Annotated in this window: 15 protein-coding genes, 1 tRNA gene and 1 riboswitch; of the genes, 2 read left to right on the top strand and 14 right to left on the bottom strand. The window is 43.6% G+C overall.

Annotated features, from left to right (window positions below):
• Positions 1-11 precede the first annotated feature (11 nt).
• A complete protein-coding gene (locus LIR34_RS09465; RefSeq protein ID WP_173902609.1) occupies positions 12-914 on the bottom strand; it encodes an NAD(P)/FAD-dependent oxidoreductase in 903 nt (300 codons plus the stop codon).
• A 235-nt stretch (positions 915-1,149) separates the two neighbouring features.
• Here LIR34_RS09465 and LIR34_RS09460 point away from each other — a divergent pair, with 235 nt between their 5' ends.
• Entirely contained in the window at positions 1,150-2,334 is a 1,185-nt protein-coding gene (locus tag LIR34_RS09460) for an iron-containing alcohol dehydrogenase (RefSeq protein WP_161285220.1), read from the top strand.
• A 62-nt stretch (positions 2,335-2,396) separates the two neighbouring features.
• Here LIR34_RS09460 and LIR34_RS09455 read toward each other — a convergent pair whose 3' ends face one another.
• Positions 2,397-3,473, bottom strand: a complete 1,077-nt coding sequence (locus LIR34_RS09455; protein WP_265107718.1) for a 3D domain-containing protein — start codon at positions 3,471-3,473, stop codon at positions 2,397-2,399.
• A gap of 445 nt (positions 3,474-3,918) precedes the next feature.
• Between LIR34_RS09455 and LIR34_RS09450 the strand changes: the two genes are divergently transcribed.
• Positions 3,919-3,991 (top strand) — tRNA-Gly (locus tag LIR34_RS09450).
• Positions 3,992-4,131: 140 nt separating this feature from the next.
• Here the strand turns inward: LIR34_RS09450 and LIR34_RS09445 are convergent.
• The 12 genes from LIR34_RS09445 to LIR34_RS09390 all read right to left on the bottom strand — a co-directional run bounded on the left by LIR34_RS09445 (position 4,132) and on the right by LIR34_RS09390 (position 18,340).
• Positions 4,132-5,316, bottom strand: coding sequence for a phosphoribosylaminoimidazolecarboxamide formyltransferase (locus LIR34_RS09445; RefSeq protein ID WP_173902607.1), 1,185 nt, complete (start codon positions 5,314-5,316; stop codon positions 4,132-4,134).
• A 19-nt stretch (positions 5,317-5,335) separates the two neighbouring features.
• Positions 5,336-6,049 carry an IMP cyclohydrolase gene (locus tag LIR34_RS09440; RefSeq protein ID WP_161285222.1) on the bottom strand — a complete coding sequence of 238 codons (714 nt, stop codon included), beginning with the start codon at positions 6,047-6,049 and terminating at the stop codon, positions 5,336-5,338.
• Positions 6,050-6,135: 86 nt separating this feature from the next.
• Positions 6,136-6,216, bottom strand: a riboswitch (ZMP/ZTP riboswitch).
• Positions 6,217-6,407: 191 nt separating this feature from the next.
• Positions 6,408-7,862, bottom strand: coding sequence for an IMP dehydrogenase (gene guaB, locus LIR34_RS09435; RefSeq protein ID WP_161285223.1), 1,455 nt, complete (start codon positions 7,860-7,862; stop codon positions 6,408-6,410).
• Positions 7,863-7,932: 70 nt separating this feature from the next.
• The gene (locus tag LIR34_RS09430) at positions 7,933-8,436 is read right to left on the bottom strand and encodes a DUF6106 family protein (protein WP_173902606.1); all 504 of its coding nucleotides are present in this window, start codon (positions 8,434-8,436) and stop codon (positions 7,933-7,935) included.
• Between the two features lie 101 nt (positions 8,437-8,537).
• Positions 8,538-10,163 carry a chaperonin GroEL gene (gene groL / locus LIR34_RS09425; RefSeq protein WP_161285225.1) on the bottom strand — a complete coding sequence of 542 codons (1,626 nt, stop codon included), beginning with the start codon at positions 10,161-10,163 and terminating at the stop codon, positions 8,538-8,540.
• 39 nt (positions 10,164-10,202) lie between these two features.
• The gene (gene groES, locus LIR34_RS09420) at positions 10,203-10,487 is read right to left on the bottom strand and encodes a co-chaperone GroES (RefSeq protein WP_173902605.1); all 285 of its coding nucleotides are present in this window, start codon (positions 10,485-10,487) and stop codon (positions 10,203-10,205) included.
• Positions 10,488-10,806: 319 nt separating this feature from the next.
• A complete protein-coding gene (gene codY, locus LIR34_RS09415) occupies positions 10,807-11,592 on the bottom strand; it encodes a GTP-sensing pleiotropic transcriptional regulator CodY (RefSeq protein ID WP_161285227.1) in 786 nt (261 codons plus the stop codon).
• A gap of 163 nt (positions 11,593-11,755) precedes the next feature.
• The gene (topA, locus tag LIR34_RS09410; protein ID WP_161285228.1) at positions 11,756-13,828 is read right to left on the bottom strand and encodes a type I DNA topoisomerase; all 2,073 of its coding nucleotides are present in this window, start codon (positions 13,826-13,828) and stop codon (positions 11,756-11,758) included.
• A 69-nt stretch (positions 13,829-13,897) separates the two neighbouring features.
• On the bottom strand, positions 13,898-14,785 hold the full coding sequence (gene dprA, locus LIR34_RS09405; RefSeq protein ID WP_173902604.1) for a DNA-processing protein DprA: 888 nt from the start codon (positions 14,783-14,785) through the stop codon (positions 13,898-13,900).
• Between the two features lie 35 nt (positions 14,786-14,820).
• Positions 14,821-16,404: a YifB family Mg chelatase-like AAA ATPase gene (locus LIR34_RS09400; RefSeq protein WP_330603686.1), complete on the bottom strand. Its 1,584-nt coding sequence runs from the start codon at positions 16,402-16,404 to the stop codon at positions 14,821-14,823.
• 518 nt (positions 16,405-16,922) lie between these two features.
• Entirely contained in the window at positions 16,923-17,612 is a 690-nt protein-coding gene (locus LIR34_RS09395; protein ID WP_173902603.1) for a YoaK family protein, read from the bottom strand.
• A 161-nt stretch (positions 17,613-17,773) separates the two neighbouring features.
• A complete protein-coding gene (locus tag LIR34_RS09390; protein ID WP_161285231.1) occupies positions 17,774-18,340 on the bottom strand; it encodes a Fe-S-containing hydro-lyase in 567 nt (188 codons plus the stop codon).
• Positions 18,341-18,342: the final 2 nt, after the last annotated feature.

Raw genomic sequence — 18,342 nt, 5'->3', positions numbered from 1 at the left:
TTACCTGTTTTTTATGAAGATTTTTTGCTGCGGACATACTTCCCTGCACTGATGGCGGCCATACTGCCTTCATAAACCGCTTTTGATACCTGAAGAAGCCCTCCCGTACAGTCTCCCGCCGCAAAAAGTCCTGGAATGGTCGTTTCCATCTCTTTATTTATCTTAATGTTGCCCTTATCGGTGATCTCCGCCCCCATCTGTCTGGCAATCTCCGTACTTCCGGCAGTACCAAGTGCTATAAAAACTCCATCTGCCGGATAAAACGACTTTACCTGTGTTTCTGCTTCCTGTACAGACGCATCACTCTGCATCAGAAGACCGGAAACCTTATCCTCGCCTTCAATTGCCTGAATCTTCATCGTATTAACTGAGATAGGATGTTCTCTGGAAAATTCCGGTTTCTTTCCATCTGTATAGATTGTCACATCCTGTGTGACATTCCGAAGCTGTTCTGCCTCATGAAGAGCAAAATCACCATTTCCGACAACAGCAACTTCCTTGCCTCTGTAAAAGAAGGCATCACAGACAGCACAATAGCTGACACCTCTCCCCTCAAATTCCCTGAGACCTGGAATCTTCGGAGCAGTTCGCTTCCCTCCTGTCGCCAGAATCACGCTGACCGTATCAAAATCTCCGGCTGTGGTCTTTACTGTAAAAGTATCAAAACCGCTGATTCCCAGCACCTCTGCCTCTATGATACGGACACCCAGGGCTTCTGCCTGAGCAAGTCCTCTCTCATAAAGCTCCCTGCCCGAAACTGGCTGTTCCAGGCCATAATAATTCTCGATCTTCTCCGCCTTTTCCAGTGCTCCGATACCGTTATTTATCACAAGAGGATTCAGATTTCCTCTCGCCGCATACAGAGCAGCTGAAATTCCGGCGGGACCTGCACCGATGATTACTATATTTTCCATTTTATCACCTGCCTTTTTATTATTTTATAATATTACACCGGAAAGGAAATGTCCAGAATGTTTTCTATTCCTTGAAAAACCCCAAATTTTTTATGTATTTATTTTTACAATTATGTTATATTTATCTTATGATGTCTTGGTCAGACTGAATGCACGCGAAACCCGGGTGCATGATCCTGAGCTGATATCTGCAGATACGATATTTATTAAATTTATATAAGGAGTAACTATCATTATGCGAAGCTTCGAATATTTTGCCCCCACAAGGGTTATTTTTGGCAAAGATTCTCATTTACAGATTGGTGATATCCTGAAAGAAGAAGGCTGCCATAAAGTTCTGATCCATTACGGCGGTCACAGTGCCATCTCTTCCGGACTTCTTGATGAAATCAAAAAATGTCTTACCGATGCTGATATTGACTTTGTCACTCTGGGCGGTGTTGTTCCAAATCCCCGTCTTTCCAAAGTACGCGAAGGCATTGAACTCTGCCGGAAAGAGAATGTAGATTTTATTCTTGCCGTTGGTGGCGGAAGTGTTATCGATTCCGGTAAAGCAATCGGTTATGGTGTTGCGAATCCATGGACAGATGTCTGGAATTTCTTCCTCAAGACAGAGACTCCGACTGCCTGTCTTCCGATTGGTGTGATTCCTACCATTGCAGCTTCCGGAAGTGAAATGAGCGGTTCCTGTGTTATCACCAACGAAGAGGGCTGGCTCAAACGTGGAAGCACCAGAAGTGATCTCTGCCGTCCTAAATTCGCTCTGATGAATCCAAGGCTGACCTACAGTCTTCCTCAGTATCAGACCGAGAGCGGATGTGTCGACATTCTCATGCACACCATGGAACGCTATTTTGTCAATATCGAAACTATGGAGATTACCGACAGCATGAGTGAATCTCTGATGCAGACAGTGATCTATAACGCACGCATCCTTATGAAGGAGCCAGGCAACTACAACGCCCGCGCAGAGATCATGTGGGCCGGAAGTCTTTCTCATAACGGTCTGACCGGATGCGGCACCGGCGGCGGTGACTGGTCCTGTCATCAGCTTGAACATGAACTTGGTGGTCTTTACGATGTCACCCACGGTGCCGGTCTTGCGGCTATCTGGGGAAGCTGGGCACGATATGTATACGACGTAAATCCGGAACGTTTTGCACAGTTTGCAACAAATGTATTTGAAATCCCATGTGATCTTGATTTCAACAAAACCGCCCTGGCCGGAATCGAAGCAATGGAAAACTTTTTCCGTTCTATCCAGATGCCTACCAGCCTGCATGAACTTGGTCTTGATCTTAATGACCAGCAGATTCATGAGCTTGCTTTTAAATGCAGCTTTGAAGATACCCGTACCATTGGTGTATTTAAACAGTTAAACATGAAAGACATGGAAAAGATTTATTCCATGGCAAGATAAAACTCTTACAAAAATCTCCGGCAGGATACAGCTTTTGCTGTTTCAGCCGGAGATTTTGTATTTTACTGGATAAGATAAACCTCTGTGTAATAAACACCCTTGGACTCACCCTCTGCATGCGTTGCCACATAAATATCAATACAGTTTGTCTTGATCGCACCACCACAGTCCTCTGCAACATAAACCTGTCCATTGATCACAACCTTGCTACCATATGGTATCTGTGACGGGTCTACTGCGATCGTGTGGTTTGTCACCGCTGTTACACCCGTAGAAGTGATTCCATTTGCATACGGTCCACAACAAATACTGCACGGACAGTAATGTGTGATCTTGAATACACCAAGGTCTTTGAGTTTAGCATCAGAGGATGCTGCCACCGGTGTTCCGATCTGTACTCCATTCTGCTCGGTAACACTCTCATCTGTCTCCAGTGCATCTGCAAAGACTCCTTTACCGCTGCTTTTGTGAAGGGTTCCTGCATCTTTTTTCTTATCTATGGATGCCGAGGTATCTGTACTTTCCTGAGCATCTGCAACATCCAGGCAGCTGGTCGGGATATATCCCTCTTTTTCCGTTCCGTCTGCATTCTGATATTTGATCCTGCTCCAGACACCATTTACGGTTCCTGTACGCTTTACCTGATCCAGTTCCAGCACTTCGCCGACAACTTCTCCATCTTTCTTTCCCGGATAATCCAGAATGCTGCTGTCAGATGTTACTTCCACTTCTTCCTCATCTACAGACAGAATCTGATTTTCGCTGTTCAGTGCCTGCGTCTGCATATATCCTATGACCTTTTCTCCTTCAGACTCTGCCTCCACCTTACTCCAGCCATTGTCACAGATCGCCGTCTGTTCTACCTGGTCTCCCAGTGCTGCTGCCATAAGCTCCGCACTACTGTCAGAGGGCATGGAATAAATACCTGCTATTCTGGCTGTCACATAAAGTGTTTTCTTATCTGCTGTTACCTGAACCGTATTCCCCTTACCATCATCTGTCTCAAATGTCTGGACAGACTTATTTTCCTTCTGTGCCGTTTCCAGCACTGTATCATAATCCGGAACTTCGCCATAAACCAGGGATGCATGACATAACAGCACACTCCCCAGCAAAAGGGCCGTCGTTCTCTTCTTCACGAATCTTTCACCTCTTTCTGTCAGTTTACTATATTTGTTACTGTTCACTCCGTTCGCAGTAACTTGGTCAAAATGCATTCCAAATCACCTTCGGTGATGGCATTTTGCCCCGTATGTCTCGGGATTTTGCCATATTCATGGCAAAACACCTCGCGGGATATTACCTGTGAACAGTTTACTATATTTCCAACTTTGAGCATCACTGTCCTGTTTGATCCATATAGCACAATTCTATTTCTGTGAGTATTGTAGCACATGACATGTGCGATTTCAAATTTACACAAAGTTTTCACTCTTTTTTAACAAAGCGTCCAAAATAGCACTGAAAAACTTTTTTTCAAATTTTTGAATTTTTTTCAAAAAAACATTTGACAAATACAAATCTATCTGGTATAGTATGTCTTGTCGCTGAGGAAAACAATTAAAACTTCCAAACAAGACATATGCGATAGTGGCGTAGTTGGTAACGCGCGACCTTGCCAAGGTCGAGACCGCGGGTTCGAGCCCCGTCTATCGCTCTTAAGAATCAGGAATCGTTCCTGGTTCTTTTTTTGTTATAAGAATATTTTCATCATAATCCGATAAAGTCAAAAAGAGAAAGCTCCTCTTTTGTTTGTTCAGAAGCTTTCTCTCTCTTTTTATCTTATATTTTATTTTCTTAGTGATGGAACAGTCTGATTCCTGTAAATGCCATCACCATTCCATATTTGTTGCAGGTTTCGATCACTGCATCATCTCTTACAGAGCCACCCGGCTGTGCAATAAATTTCACACCGCTCTTATGTGCTCGTTCAATATTATCACTGAACGGGAAGAATGCGTCTGATCCAAGTGTTACATCTGTCATCTGATCCAGCCATGCACGCTTTTCTTCTTTTGTGAATACTGCCGGTTTCTCAGTAAATACATTCTCCCATGCTCCATCTGCCAGAACATCCATGTATTCTTCGCCAATGTAAACATCGATTGCGTTGTCACGCTCTGCTCTGCTGATAGTATCTTTGAACGGAAGATTCAAAACCTGAGGACTCTGACGAAGGAACCAGTTATCAGCCTTCTGTCCTGCAAGTCTGGTGCAGTGTACACGGGACTGCTGTCCTGCTCCGACGCCGATTGCCTGTCCGTCTTTGACAAAGCATACAGAGTTGGACTGTGTATATTTCAGAATGATCAGAGAAACCTTAAGATCTCTCTTTGCTTCTTCTGTGAGTTCTTTATTCTCAGTCACAATGTTGGAGATCAGTTCATCATTGATTGCCAGTTCCTGGCGACCCTGTTCAAAGGTCACTCCATATACCTGTTTGTGCTCCAGTGGAGCCGGTACATAATCCGGATCGATCTCGATCACATTGTAATTACCTTTTTTCTTCTGTCCAAGAATTTCCAGTGCTTCCTCTGTGTATCCCGGTGCAATGACACCATCAGAAACCTCTCTCTTGATCAGCATTGCTGTGTCTTTATCGCAGACATCAGAAAGAGAAATAAAATCTCCAAAAGAGGACATACGGTCTGCACCTCTGGCTCTTGCATACGCACAGGCAAGCGGAGAAAACTCTTTCCAGTTCATATCATCTACCCAGTAGATCTTTGCCAGTGTCTCATCAAGCGGAAGTCCTACTGCCGCACCTGCCGGTGAAACATGCTTGAAGGAAGTGGCTGCCGGAAGTCCTGTTGCTTTTTTGAGGTCGCGCACAAGCTGCCAGCCGTTAAATGCATCCAGGAAGTTGATATATCCTGGTTTTCCGGAATGAACCTTAATCGGAAGCTCACTTCCGTCCTCCATGTAAATTCTGGAAGGTTTCTGGTTTGGGTTACATCCGTATTTTAACTGTAATTCGTTCATCTTATTCTTCCTCCGTCTCTTACTTATTCTTGTTTACGATCTTTGTTTCATAATTTCCTGTTGCAATGTCAATATAACGTACAAACAGAGAAACTTTATTCTCTTCGTTCAGGCTGTTCCACAGAAGCTCTGTAAAGGCCTCCATATCATTTGGAATATCCACAAGCTTCGGTTCTCCCTCAAAGCTTGGAAGCGGATTACCGTCGCATTTGTAGGTATGAATGAAACGGCCCTCTCCCGGAATTGCTTTCTCGTATGCATAAGTATAACGGAGACATGCATCTGGATTTCCGTTGTTGCTCTTGAGAATTGACATTGCATAGCTGTATTCACCATTCTCAATATGCATAACACCGGAAATTCTTGGTGTATAGTTCGGTCCGTCCGGCTCGAATTCACGTGTTCTTAAGGACTGCTCGAAGGTAAGCTGTTTGTCCATTCCCTCGTAGATTGTATCTGTCTGATCACCGTTTGTCACAATTGTCTTATTTCCCAGTACACGTACCGGAGCATAAATGATCAGGCTCGGATCTGTCAGTTTGGATGGATCAAATGCCTGTGTGCGAATTCCCTCTCCATCCTCAACAAATACTCGATTCCTGCTGTTTTCACTTCTTCCCATGATAAAATAAGCTGTTACTGCCTTGGTTCCGTCTGCGGAACGTCCAATAATAATTCCTCTTCCCGGGTAGGAATTGTTTTTCAGTTCATTTTCCAGTGAAATTCTTTCCATGATCACTTCTCCTTTTGGTAATTAATAGAATCGGATGTCGCCACCTCGATTTTAAATCGAAAAAACCGCCTGGGTAGTCTGCTTCCACAGGCTGCCCAGGCGGTCGGCACGTTTACTTACTGCACTCCCTGTAGGTACTCCTACTTCCGCCAGTCATGCAGTCGTTATAATCATCATAATATACTGTTCACTCCGTTCACAGTAACCTGGTCAAAATGCATTCCCAATCACCTTCGGTGATGGCATTTTGCCCTGTATGTCTCGGGATTTTGCCACATTCATGGCAAAACACCTCGCGGAATACTACCTGCGAACAATTACATAATATACTAATTTATCCAATTACGCAAGAACAAATTTATTCATCTACGCTGTAGTTCGGAGCTTCCTTTGTAATATGGATATCATGCGGATGAGATTCCTTAAGTGATGCAGCAGAAATCTTAATAAATCTTCCTGTTGTCTTAAGCTTCTCAATTGTTTCTGCTCCGCAGTATCCCATACCGGAACGAAGACCGCCCATTAACTGGAATACGGTATCCTCTACATGTCCCTTGTATGCTACACGTCCCTCTACTCCTTCCGGAACCAGTTTCTTGGCATCCTGCTGGAAGTAGCGGTCCTTGCTGCCGTTTTCCATGGCTGCGATGGATCCCATACCACGGTATACTTTGTATTTACGTCCCTGATACAGTTCAAATGTTCCCGGGCTCTCATCGCATCCTGCAAAGATACTTCCCATCATGCAGACATTGGCACCAGCTGCGATTGCCTTAGTGATATCTCCGGAATATTTGATTCCGCCATCTGCGATGATCGGAATACCATAGCGGTTTGCAACTTCATAGCAGTCCATAACAGCTGTAACCTGCGGAACACCGATACCTGCAACGACACGTGTTGTACAGATAGATCCAGGTCCGATACCAACCTTGACAGCATCTACACCGGCATCGATCAGAGCCTTGGTAGCTTCTCCTGTAGCAACGTTTCCTGCGATCACCTGAAGATCCGGATATACGTCCTTGATCTGACGTACTGCGCGAAGGATATTCTCAGAATGTCCATGTGCGGAGTCGATAACAATAACGTCTACATTTGCCTTAACCAGTGCATCTACACGTGCAAGGACATTGGCTGTGATACCAACTGCCGCACCGCAGAGAAGACGTCCCTGTGCGTCTTTGGCTGCAAGAGGATATTTGATCTGTTTCTCAATATCCTTGATCGTGATCAGACCTTTTAAGTTGAAATCATCATCTACAATGGGTAATTTTTCTTTACGGGATTTAGCCAGAATCTTCTTTGCTTCTTCAAGAGTGATTCCTTCTTTGGCTGTGATCAGTCCTTCAGATGTCATGCACTCTCTGATTTTCTTTGAAAAGTCTGTTTCGAATTTAAGATCACGGTTGGTAATGATACCTACCAGCTTTCTTCCCTCTGTGATCGGAACACCGGAAATACGGAATTTCGCCATCAGGTTGTTTGCATCTTCAAGAGTATTTTCTGCGGATAAAAAGAATGGATCTGTGATAACACCGTTCTCAGAACGTTTTACCTTGTCTACCTCGTCTGCCTGTGCCTCGATGGACATATTCTTGTGAATAATACCGATACCGCCCTGTCTGGCCATAGCGATCGCCATCCTGTGCTCGGTAACTGTATCCATTCCTGCGCTCATCATAGGAATGTTCAGTTTTACCTTCTTTGTTAAATACGTTGTGACATCTACCTGATTCGGAATTACCTTTGAGTATGCCGGAACTAAAAGAACATCATCGAATGTAATTCCTTCACCAATGATAGTACCCATTGCATTTCCTCCCTTGTATATTATGTTATTTTGATTTTGTTCCCTAGTTTAACAAAAATAATTTGCAGTGTCAATCCAAAAAAACTTTGCTCGGTGCTGAATTTTTGATAGCCTGCTGCATTTGTTCATCTGGCTCAATGATGATCCTGCAATTCTCTCCCTTGTCTCTGGTGATGACTGCAAAACGCTTGTGACCAGAATTTCCTGAAGAGTAATCCAGGGTTTTCATTTTACTGCTGCTGTTGTAGTAATCCAGACGGTGAGAATCCACTGGCGCCACAAGATCTGCCTCCTTGATGTTCACTGTTATTGCTTTTTTACGTTTGGACTTGGCCATAACCATGTCGATGTCCATTTCACCGTTCACAAAAAGATACTCATATTCAAGATCTGTCCTCGGCACAATGAAATAACATGCGACTCCAAGCACAACCGCTGCCAGAAGAAACACGAAACTGAACATAAGTCCTGCCGCTGCTGCCACTGCAGTCAGTATGATCATTCCATACTTGATCACCGCATCTTTTGTAGTTGGTTCTTTCTTTACCAGAAATTCTGAATATAAATCACTCATCTGCGTCTTTCTCTCCTTATTTGTTTTATGAATCTGTAATTATTCTATCACAAAAAAAGACCAGCGTCTATGACGCTGGTCCGATCTTTAAAAACTTTTGATTACATCATTCCGCCCATTCCTGGTGCGCCTGCCGGCATAGCCGGAGTATCTTCTTTAATTGTTGCTACTACAGATTCTGTAGTAAGCAGAGTAGATGCAACGCTTGTAGCGTTCTGCAGAGCACTTCTTGTAACCTTAACCGGGTCAAGGATACCTGCTCCTACCATATCTACATAGCATTCATTCAGTGCATCAAATCCAACGCCTGGCTCAGATTCTCTTACCTTGTTGATGATAACAGAGCCTTCCAGTCCTGCATTTGCAGAAATATGGAATAATGGAGCCTCCAGTGCTTTAAGGATAACATTTGCACCTGTCTTCTCATCACCTTCCAGAGTTGCAACCAGTTCAGCAACCTTCTTGGAAGCATGGATGTAAGCAGATCCGCCGCCTGCGATGATTCCCTCTTCTACAGCTGCTCTTGTAGCTGCAAGAGCATCCTCCAGACGAAGTTTTGCTTCTTTCATCTCAGTTTCAGTTGCAGCACCAACACGGATAACAGCTACGCCGCCAGCCAGTTTTGCAAGTCTTTCCTGTAATTTTTCTTTGTCAAATTCAGATTTTGTCTCTGCGATCTGTCCACGGATCTGAGCAACACGGTCAGCAATTGCCTTCTTGTCACCAAGTCCGTCAACAATAACTGTATTTTCTTTTGCAACCTTAACAGATTTTGCACGACCAAGCTGTGCCATGGTAGCTTCTTTAAGATCCAGGCCCAGTTCATCGGAAATTACCTGTCCGCCTGTCAGGATAGCGATATCCTGCAGCATTTCTTTTCTTCTGTCACCATATCCCGGAGCTTTGACAGCTACTACCTGGAAAGTTCCTCTTAATTTATTTACGATCAGAGTTGTCAGAGCTTCACCTTCTACATCTTCTGCAATAATAAGAAGTTTTGCACCTGCCTGAACAACCTGCTCCAGTAACGGAAGTACTTCCTGAATATTGCTGATTTTCTTGTCTGTGATCAGGATATACGGATCTTCCAGAACTGCTTCCATTTTTTCCATGTCTGTAGACATATAAGCAGAAATATATCCACGGTCAAACTGCATACCTTCTACCAGATCAAGCTCTGTATGCATTGTCTTGGATTCTTCTACAGTGATAACACCATCGTTGGAAACTTTTTCCATTGCATCTGCAACAAGCTGACCAACTTCTTCATCACTTGCAGAGATTGCTGCTACGTTTGCGATCTGTGCTTTGCCGCTGATTTTCTGGCTCATCTCTTTGATTGCTTCTACAGCTGTATCTGTTGCTTTTCTCATTCCTTTTCTGAGGATGATCGGGTTAGCACCTGCTGCCAGGTTCTTCATTCCCTCATGAACCATTGCCTGTGCAAGAACAGTAGCTGTTGTAGTACCATCACCTGCTACATCATTTGTCTTGGATGCAACTTCTTTGATAAGCTGTGCACCCATGTTTTCAAATCTGTCTTCCAGTTCGATTTCTTTTGCGATTGTAACACCATCGTTTGTGATGAGCGGAGCACCGAAAGATTTGTCAAGTACAACGTTTCTTCCTTTTGGACCGATTGTTACTCTTACTGTATCTGCAAGTTTGTTTACACCAGCTTCAAGTGCAGCTCTTGCTTCTGAACCAAATTTAATTTCTTTTGCCATGATAACTGTCCTCCTGAAATAATGTCAATTAAAAAAATATTATTCAACGATTGCAAGAATATCATTCTGTTTTACGATGATGTATTCTTCGCCGTCAAGCTTTACTTCTGTTCCTGCATATTTGGAATAGATAACCTTATTACCTGTTTCCACTTCCATCTTTACTTCTTTACCATCAACAACTCCGCCAGGTCCTACAGCGATAACTTCTGCCTGCTGTGGTTTTTCCTGTGCCTGACCCGGAAGTACAATACCGGATTTTGTTGTTTCTTCTGCTTCTAACTGTTTTAATACAACTCTGTCACCTAAAGGTACTAATTTCATGATCTATTTTCCTCCTTTATTGTTGCCTTGCTTTCGATTGCTAGCACTCATTTCGTCTGAGTGCTAATCACTGTCCTTATATTATTGAATTACGCTATTTTCTGCAACTCTTTTTACAGTTGTTAATTTTTATATTTTCAAATATTATCTCTTTTTTTCTTATATTTTCTTTAGTTTTCTTATTTTACTGTTTTTCATTAATTTTTTATACAGGTGAATGCACCTATTCTGACACCATTACATCAGAAAAGCTCTTTCCCACTGAATCTTTACTCAGTGACAAAGAGCTTCTCTGACTTTATTTCTGATCAGTTTCTGATCATGATTTCTTATTTCTCTGGGCTTTGATCTCTTCCAGTTCATCAAAGATCACTTCATTGAGAACCTTGATATAGGTTCCTTTCATACCGGAAGAACGGGATTCGATAACACCTGCACTCTCAAACTTACGCAGGGCATTTACAATTACGGATCTGGTGATTCCCACACGGTCTGCGATCTTGCTCGCAACCAGGATTCCTTCTTCTCCATCCAGTTCATCAAAGATATGGATGATTGCCTCCAGTTCTGAGAATGACAGGGTATTAAAGGCTGACTTAACAACCTGCTGCTTACGGTCCTCCTCTGCATTCTCCTCGTGTACTGCACGCATCATCTCCAGTCCTACGACCGTTGTGCCATATTCACTGACAATGATATCCTCAATGTCATATGGCTTATTGTCACGATACATAAAAACAGTTCCCAGACGTTCTCCTGCAATATCAATCGGATTGATGATTCCCTGGCAGCTGCTGTCAACATGTTCAAAACCTAATGTCTGAAGATTTACGTTTTCTTTGGTTGATAAAACTCCCAAAAAACGCTCATTCAACAATTCATCTACATGTCCGCCAACGTTATCTTCAATCAGTTCAGTTATTTCCTTGACGCCCGGACATAAACTGATTCCCAGGACTTTACCCTTCTTGCTCAGCACCAGTATGTTAGAGCTTAATGTCTCCATCAAAACCTGGCAGATATCATTAAACACTACCTTACTGGAACTACTGTTGTGCAGAAGTTTGTTGATTTTTCTTGTTTTATCTAACAACTGAACGCTCATCTTGGCCTCCTTCAATGATTTATTCGATGTGACCATCTTTATAACACAATAGTACACGCTTTATCACGAAAAAGCAAGATATTTTTATATTTTTTTCACTTTTATCTGCATTTTCAGAAAATTCATAACTGTTTCATTTTCACAGTTATCATTTTCTGTGCGCTCAGTCTTCTTCTTTTTCTTTCTGCTCTACATAGCCACAGGTTTCCTGACTGCAGACAAGTTTATTTCCTTTCTCAACCATATAACTTCCGCAGACCGGACATTTCTTATTTGACGGTTTCTGCCAGGACATAAAATCACATTCCGGATTGTCGATGCATCCATAATATTTACGTCCTTTCTGCGTTTTCTTAAGGACAACATCCTTACCGCATTTCGGGCAGGCCACACCAATCTTCTCATAATAAGGCTTGGTATTTCTGCATTCCGGAAATCCCGGGCAAGCAAGAAATCTTCCATGTGGTCCATACTTGATGACCATGTTTCTGCCGCAGACATCACAGATTTCATCCGTAACCTCATCCTGAATATCAACCTTCTCAAGCTCTTTCTCTGCTGCGTCTACATCTTTCTTAAGATCCGGGTAGAAGTTTCTGACAACTGTCTTCCACTGAACAGTTCCTGCCTCCACACAGTCCAGAAGTCCTTCCATCATCGCTGTGAAGCGCACATCTACAATGCTCGGAAAAGCCTGCTTCATAATGTTGTTTACCACTTCTCCAAGTTCTGTAACATAAAGGTTCTTCTGTTCTTTGGAAACATAACGTCGGCTGATGATCGTTGTGATCGTAGGTGCATAAGTACTTGGACGGCCGATTCCCTGTTCTTCCAGTGCCTTTACAAGAGAAGCCTCTGTGTAATGTGCCGGCGGCTGTGTAAAATGCTGTTCCGGCTTCAGTTCTTCCAGAGTAAGTTTCATGCCCTTTTCCAGAGACTGGCTCAGAACATTTCCTTTCTGATTATCTTCCTCCTGTGTATATACAGATAAGAAACCATCAAAGACTACCTTGGAGGCTGCCACCGTAAAGGTATATTCTCCTGCACCGATTTTTACAGAAGTTGTCTCATATTTCGCCGCTGCCATTCTGCTGGCTGTAAAACGCTTCCATATCAGCTGATACAGGCGGAACTGATCTCTGGAAAGAGATTCCTTGATCATAGCCGGCAGTCTGGTAATGTCTGTCGGACGGATTGCCTCGTGTGCATCCTGGATCTTCTGCTCTTTCTTGACAGATTTCTCTGTTTTGGATACATATTCCTCCCCATACTGCTGTCCGATATATTCTCTTGCAGCTTCGTCCGCTTCATGGGAGATTCGTGTAGAATCTGTACGGAGATAAGTGATGATACCTACCGTACCATTTCCCTTAATATCAACACCCTCATATAACTGCTGTGCCAGACGCATAGTCTTCTGTGTAGAGAAATTCAGAGTCTTGGCAGCTTCCTGCTGCAGAGTACTGGTTGTGAACGGAAGCGGTGCATTCTTGATACGCTCTCCCTTTTTGACTTCTGTGATCTCATATTCTGCATTTTCCAGTTTTTCAAGAAGCTCATCCATTTCTTTCTTATTATGGATTGGCATTTTTTTGTCGGTTCCGTAAAATTTAGCCTTGAGCGGTTTCTTCTCCCCTTTGACACGGAATTCTCCGTCCAGACTCCAGTATTCTTCCGGAATAAATGCATTGATCTCATCCTCGCGGTCGCAGATGATCCGAAGTGCTACAGACTGAACACGCCCCGCACTCAAACCTCTCTTGACCTTTGCCCAGAGAAGCGGACTGATGCTGTATCCTACCATTCGATCCAGCATTCTTCTGGCCTGCTGTGCATCTACCAGATTCATATCCAGATCCCGTGGCTGCTTGATAGAATTCTTCACGGCTGTCTTGGTGATCTCATTAAAAGAAATCCTGCGCATTTTGTCCGGATTTTCCTTCAATGCCTGCATCAAATGCCAGGAAATCGCCTCTCCTTCACGGTCAGGGTCCGTTGCAAGATAAATCTTATCTGCTTTCTTTGCAGCCTTACGAAGTGAAGCAAGGAGTTCTCCTTTCCCACGGATCGTAATATATTTAGGTTCAAAATCATTTTCCACATCGATTCCGAACTGACTTTTCGGGAAATCCCTCACATGTCCGTTTGATGCCTGTACATCATAATTACTTCCAAGAAATTTTTTAATAGTTTTTACTTTTGCAGGTGACTCTACTATCACCAGATATTTCGCCATGCTACCTCTCCTACTTTTGCTAAACTCTCCGGGATCTGTTGCTTCAAGAGTCGACGTCTTATGTCGGTTTTAAGTCTCTTTTATATAATAATGTCTGCCGATCTCCCGGATCAGACCTGACAGCTTTAACTCCAGCAAAAGGCTTCCGATCTGCCTCGGCGGAAGGCCTGTTTTCTGAATTAAAAAATCCGTAGATTTTGGTCGTAAATCGAGACAACTATACACCAATTTCAAATCGCTTGCAAGTCCTAAGTCATTTTTTGAGTCGGATTTTACCTTATTTTCATAATTCATCCCCAGTTCTCTGAGAAGAATTTCCGGACTGTACGCGATTCCTGCCCCATCATATATCAGTTTGTGGCATCCTATACTCAGTTCCTCATTTACAGGTCCCGGAATCGCATAAACTGTTTTTCCCTGATCCAATGCCCACTGTGCTGTGATAAGCGAACCACTTTTTTCTCTTGCCTCTACGATGAGCACCATATCCGCAAGTCCACTTATGATCCGGTTCCTTGCCGGAAAAAAATAATTTCTTGCTCTCATACCCGGAGGCTGTTCACTTATGATTCCTCCTCCTTCCCTCAGGATACGTTCATACAGGGCTTTATTTCCCGCCGGATAACAGATATCCACGCCACCTGCAAGAACTGCGTAGGTTGCTGTTCCTCCCTCCAGTGCTCCCTTGTGTGCTTCTGCATCAATCCCGTAGGCCATGCCGCTGATGATCTGCACTCCTGCGCTGCTGAGGACCTTTGCATATCGAAATGCCTGGATTCTTCCGTATGTGCTGCACGCCCGTGCTCCAACGATTGCTATACTTGGTTTTTTCCTGTCGGGCAGTCTTCCTTTTACAAAAAGTATTTCCGGCATTTTGGGGTAATTATTTAATTTTTCCGGATATTCTGCACTTTTGGAACTAATCCGGAGGATTTTTTCTTCTGGTTTTTCTTCCATATAAAATACCTCATTCTTTCCTGTTTTATGACACTTTAGTTCCAGTATTTTTTGTCAAACGCACGATAGGAAAGTGCCTCCCCTATATGATGCTTCTGTATAGTTCCTGAATCATCCATATCTGCAATTGTTCTTGCCACCTTCAGAATACGGTGATATGCCCGTGCACTGAATGGCATATGCTCAAATGCCATCTTAAGAAGACCCCTTCCCTGGGCGTCCAGTTTACAGAATCGTTCTATCTGGCTTCCTTTGAGTTCTCCATTGAACTGGATTCCTTCATTCCTGTATCGGCTTCTCTGTATTTCCTGAACCCGTGTAACACGTTCCTGAATCTTATTCGTCGATTCTCCGATCCGGCTGCTGCTCAGCCCTTCAAAAGATACCGGTGTCACATCCGCACAGAGGTCCAGTCTGTCAAGCAGTGGCTGGCTGATTCTTCCAAGATACTGTGAAACCTGTGCCGGGGTGCAATGACAGCGATTCATATCAGGATAATGCCCGCAGGGACAGGGATTCATTGCCGCACACAAAATAAAATCTGCCGGAAAATCATAGGTTCCATATACTCTTGAGATTCGGATCACTTTATCTTCCAGAGGCTGTCGCAAAATCTCCAGGCTCCGCCTTGAAAACTCCGGCATCTCATCAAGAAAAAGCACGCCTCTGTGTGCCAGCGTGACCTCTCCCGGTCTGGGATTTCGTCCGCCGCCGGCCAATGCCTGTGCAGAACAGGTATGATGCGGACTTCGAAATGGCCGTTTTCTCACAAGAGGATCACCCGGAGACAAAAGCCCCGCAATACTGTAGATTTTGGTCAGTTCCAGTCCTTCCTCAAAACTCAGTGACGGCATGATCCCGGGTATTCTTTTTGCTATCATGGTTTTTCCTGCTCCCGGTGGTCCGATCATAAGCAGATTGTGAAATCCACTGACTGCAATCTCTACCGCTCTTCGAAGACTTTCCTGCCCTTTGATCTCACAGAAATCTGTTTTTTCCGTATTTTCTTCCACTGTACTTTCGATATCCTCCATACAGTAGTCTTCCGGATTTCTCAGATATTGGATCATTTCATTGAGATTTCTCACACCGATCACTTTCATATCCGGAATCAGTCTTGCCTCTTTCAGATTTTCTGCCGGGACAACGCAGAAACGACATTTTTCTTCCCTTGCCCGTATTATCATTGGCAGAATTCCTGAGATTGCATGAATATTTCCGTTCAGGCTGATCTCTCCGGCCATCATGACTGCCGTAAGCTGTTCCGGTCTTAATATCCCTGAGGCAGCAAGAACCGCCGCCGCAAGCGGAAGATCAAAGCCTGCTCCTTCCTTTTTGATATCTGCCGGAGCAAAATTGACAGTGATCCTCTTTGGCGGAAGCGCAATTCCATTATTTTTCAGTGCTGTTCTTACCCTGTCCTGTGCTTCTTTTACCTGCGCTGAAGGAAAACCGACCATAGTAAAGGAAGGCAGCCCATCACTGACATCTGCCTCCACCTGAATGGGATGTACCTCCATTCCCAAAATTGCTGCTGATAGTACACTTGCAAACATTTTTCTCCTTTCTTCTTCCGGCCCCCGATCTGCCTGATATTCGTTACTGTTCACTCCGTTCACAGTAACTTGGTCAAAATGCATTCCAAATCACCTTCGGTGATGGCATTTTGCCCCGTATGTCTCGGGATTTTGCCATATTCATGTCAAAACACCTCGCGGAATATTACCTGTGAACAGTTACTGAACTGTTTTCTTCAACATATGTTAGTGTTTTCTTCAACAATTCTGTCTTTCGTACTTTGCAGAATTGTTTCTGTTATAATATTTTGCTGGAATATAATAAGATTTTCAGAAAAAAAGAAAAACCTGCCTTTTATATGCAGGCTTTTAAAGAAAGATTTTTGCTCTGATCTTATTATAATCTATTGCCAGCCAAAGCTCAACTGCATATTTCACATTCCCAATCGAAATGCTCATCCGGCTTGCAGATTATTATGATACTACAATCGATTACCTTGTAGAACGCATTGACAACAAGACACCGATCAAATAAATCTATATCTGTATTTTTGCTGAGCCAACAAAAAACGGAATCCCTTTTCAGAGATTCCGTTTTTAATATCTGCTGATATATATTTTTATTGCCAATGATGCTCTGCTTCTTCAATCTCCTCAATAAACATAATCAGAAAGCTGATAAGAAGCAAAATACTGGATACCCAGATAGCTTTTTCACCGTATGCCACAGAGAGTCGTCCTCCGATTCCTGCTCCTATGGCAAACAGAAAGATAATGGCATAATAGCACAGTGCCTGGTGAAGCAGGCGCGGCTTTCTTTCGCGTATGTAGGCTGAAAAAGCTGCTGTACCGCTTCGGAGATTCCCGATGCACATGGTACTGGCATAAGAGTTTCCTTCTACCTTTCGGAAGGTCTGTACCTGCAAGGCACAGGAGAAGGATACCATGGTGGTAGCCAGTACATTCATATTTCCCGGTACAAAGCCTACCAGAAACAACAGGATAATTTCTACCAGAAGGATTCCCTGGCGCCAGTGAAAGCGTCTGGCATAGCGAAATTTATTCTGAATACGCTCTGCCAGCAGTACTCCAAGGAAAAATGCGGTCAGAGGAACCAGATAATGTAATCCTGCTTTCACTTCGCCGTTCATAAACCGCTCACTCATCAGTACCACGTTTCCGGTCTGAGCGTTGGAAAAAACGCCGTCGCGTGTGAAGTAGGTATAGGCATCCTGAAATCCTCCTGACACTGCAAGAAATGCACTGTTTATGAAAGCTTCTGAGGTCTGTACCTTCTTATGATGGTCCATAGCAAGTTCCTTCCTTTATCTTTCGTCTTTGTTCTGCATATGCGATTTTAACTCTGTCAAGTCCGCTGCACCTTCAAAGTTATAAACTATAAATCCTGTAAACACTCAATTTGATATACAGGCTATATCGTTCTTATATGTCAAATTTAAAACACCGATGATTACTCTGGTTTATGCTCTTTCAGATATTCCTTACGTCCTTCTTCATAAAGGTTATTTCCCTCGCTGTCAATAATAACAACAAGCGGCATATCCTCTACATAAAGCTTACGAAGTGCTTCTGCGCCAAGATCCTCATATGCAATCAGCTCAGCTTTCTTGATACATTTGGCAAGAAGAGCTCCGGCACCGCCGATCGCTCCGAAGTAAACGCCGTCATATTTCTTCATGGCTTCTACAACTTCTGGAAGGCGTGCTCCTTTTCCGATCATACCGCGTGCTCCTACTGACATCATAGTCGGTGCATAGGCATCCATACGTCCGCTGGTTGTAGGCCCTGCGGAACCGATTACTGCTCCTGGTTTTGCAGGAGTCGGTCCTACATAATAGATTGTTGCATCTGTTGGGTCAAACGGAATCTTCTCTCCCCTTGCAAGAGCTTCACACATACGCTTATGACCTGCATCACGGGAGGTGTAGATAGTTCCTGTAAGAAGAACCTGATCTCCTGCATGAAGAGTCTTTGCCAGTTCTTTTGTCAGAGGCAGTGTAATTTTTCTTTTTTCCATGA

Source organism: Blautia sp. MSK17_66 (genome assembly GCF_020538025.1).
GTDB lineage: Bacteria > Bacillota > Clostridia > Lachnospirales > Lachnospiraceae > Blautia_A.
This window is presented reverse-complemented; position numbering and strand designations above follow the sequence as displayed.

Excerpts from the sequence above, each read along its gene's own strand:
- LIR34_RS09465 (WP_173902609.1), bottom strand. The coding sequence starts at position 914 with ATGGAAAATATAGTAATCATCGGTGCAGGTCCCGCCGGAATTTCAGCT.
- LIR34_RS09460 (WP_161285220.1), top strand. The coding sequence starts at position 1,150 with ATGCGAAGCTTCGAATATTTTGCCCCCACAAGGGTTATTTTTGGCAAA.
- LIR34_RS09445 (WP_173902607.1), bottom strand. The coding sequence starts at position 5,316 with ATGAACGAATTACAGTTAAAATACGGATGTAACCCAAACCAGAAACCT.
- LIR34_RS09440 (WP_161285222.1), bottom strand. The coding sequence starts at position 6,049 with ATGGAAAGAATTTCACTGGAAAATGAACTGAAAAACAATTCCTACCCG.
- guaB (WP_161285223.1), bottom strand. The coding sequence starts at position 7,862 with ATGGGTACTATCATTGGTGAAGGAATTACATTCGATGATGTTCTTTTA.
- LIR34_RS09430 (WP_173902606.1), bottom strand. The coding sequence starts at position 8,436 with ATGAGTGATTTATATTCAGAATTTCTGGTAAAGAAAGAACCAACTACA.
- groL (WP_161285225.1), bottom strand. The coding sequence starts at position 10,163 with ATGGCAAAAGAAATTAAATTTGGTTCAGAAGCAAGAGCTGCACTTGAA.
- groES (WP_173902605.1), bottom strand. The coding sequence starts at position 10,487 with ATGAAATTAGTACCTTTAGGTGACAGAGTTGTATTAAAACAGTTAGAA.
- codY (WP_161285227.1), bottom strand. The coding sequence starts at position 11,592 with ATGAGCGTTCAGTTGTTAGATAAAACAAGAAAAATCAACAAACTTCTG.
- topA (WP_161285228.1), bottom strand. The coding sequence starts at position 13,828 with ATGGCGAAATATCTGGTGATAGTAGAGTCACCTGCAAAAGTAAAAACT.
- dprA (WP_173902604.1), bottom strand. The coding sequence starts at position 14,785 with ATGGAAGAAAAACCAGAAGAAAAAATCCTCCGGATTAGTTCCAAAAGT.
- LIR34_RS09395 (WP_173902603.1), bottom strand. The coding sequence starts at position 17,612 with ATGGACCATCATAAGAAGGTACAGACCTCAGAAGCTTTCATAAACAGT.
- LIR34_RS09390 (WP_161285231.1), bottom strand. The coding sequence starts at position 18,340 with ATGGAAAAAAGAAAAATTACACTGCCTCTGACAAAAGAACTGGCAAAG.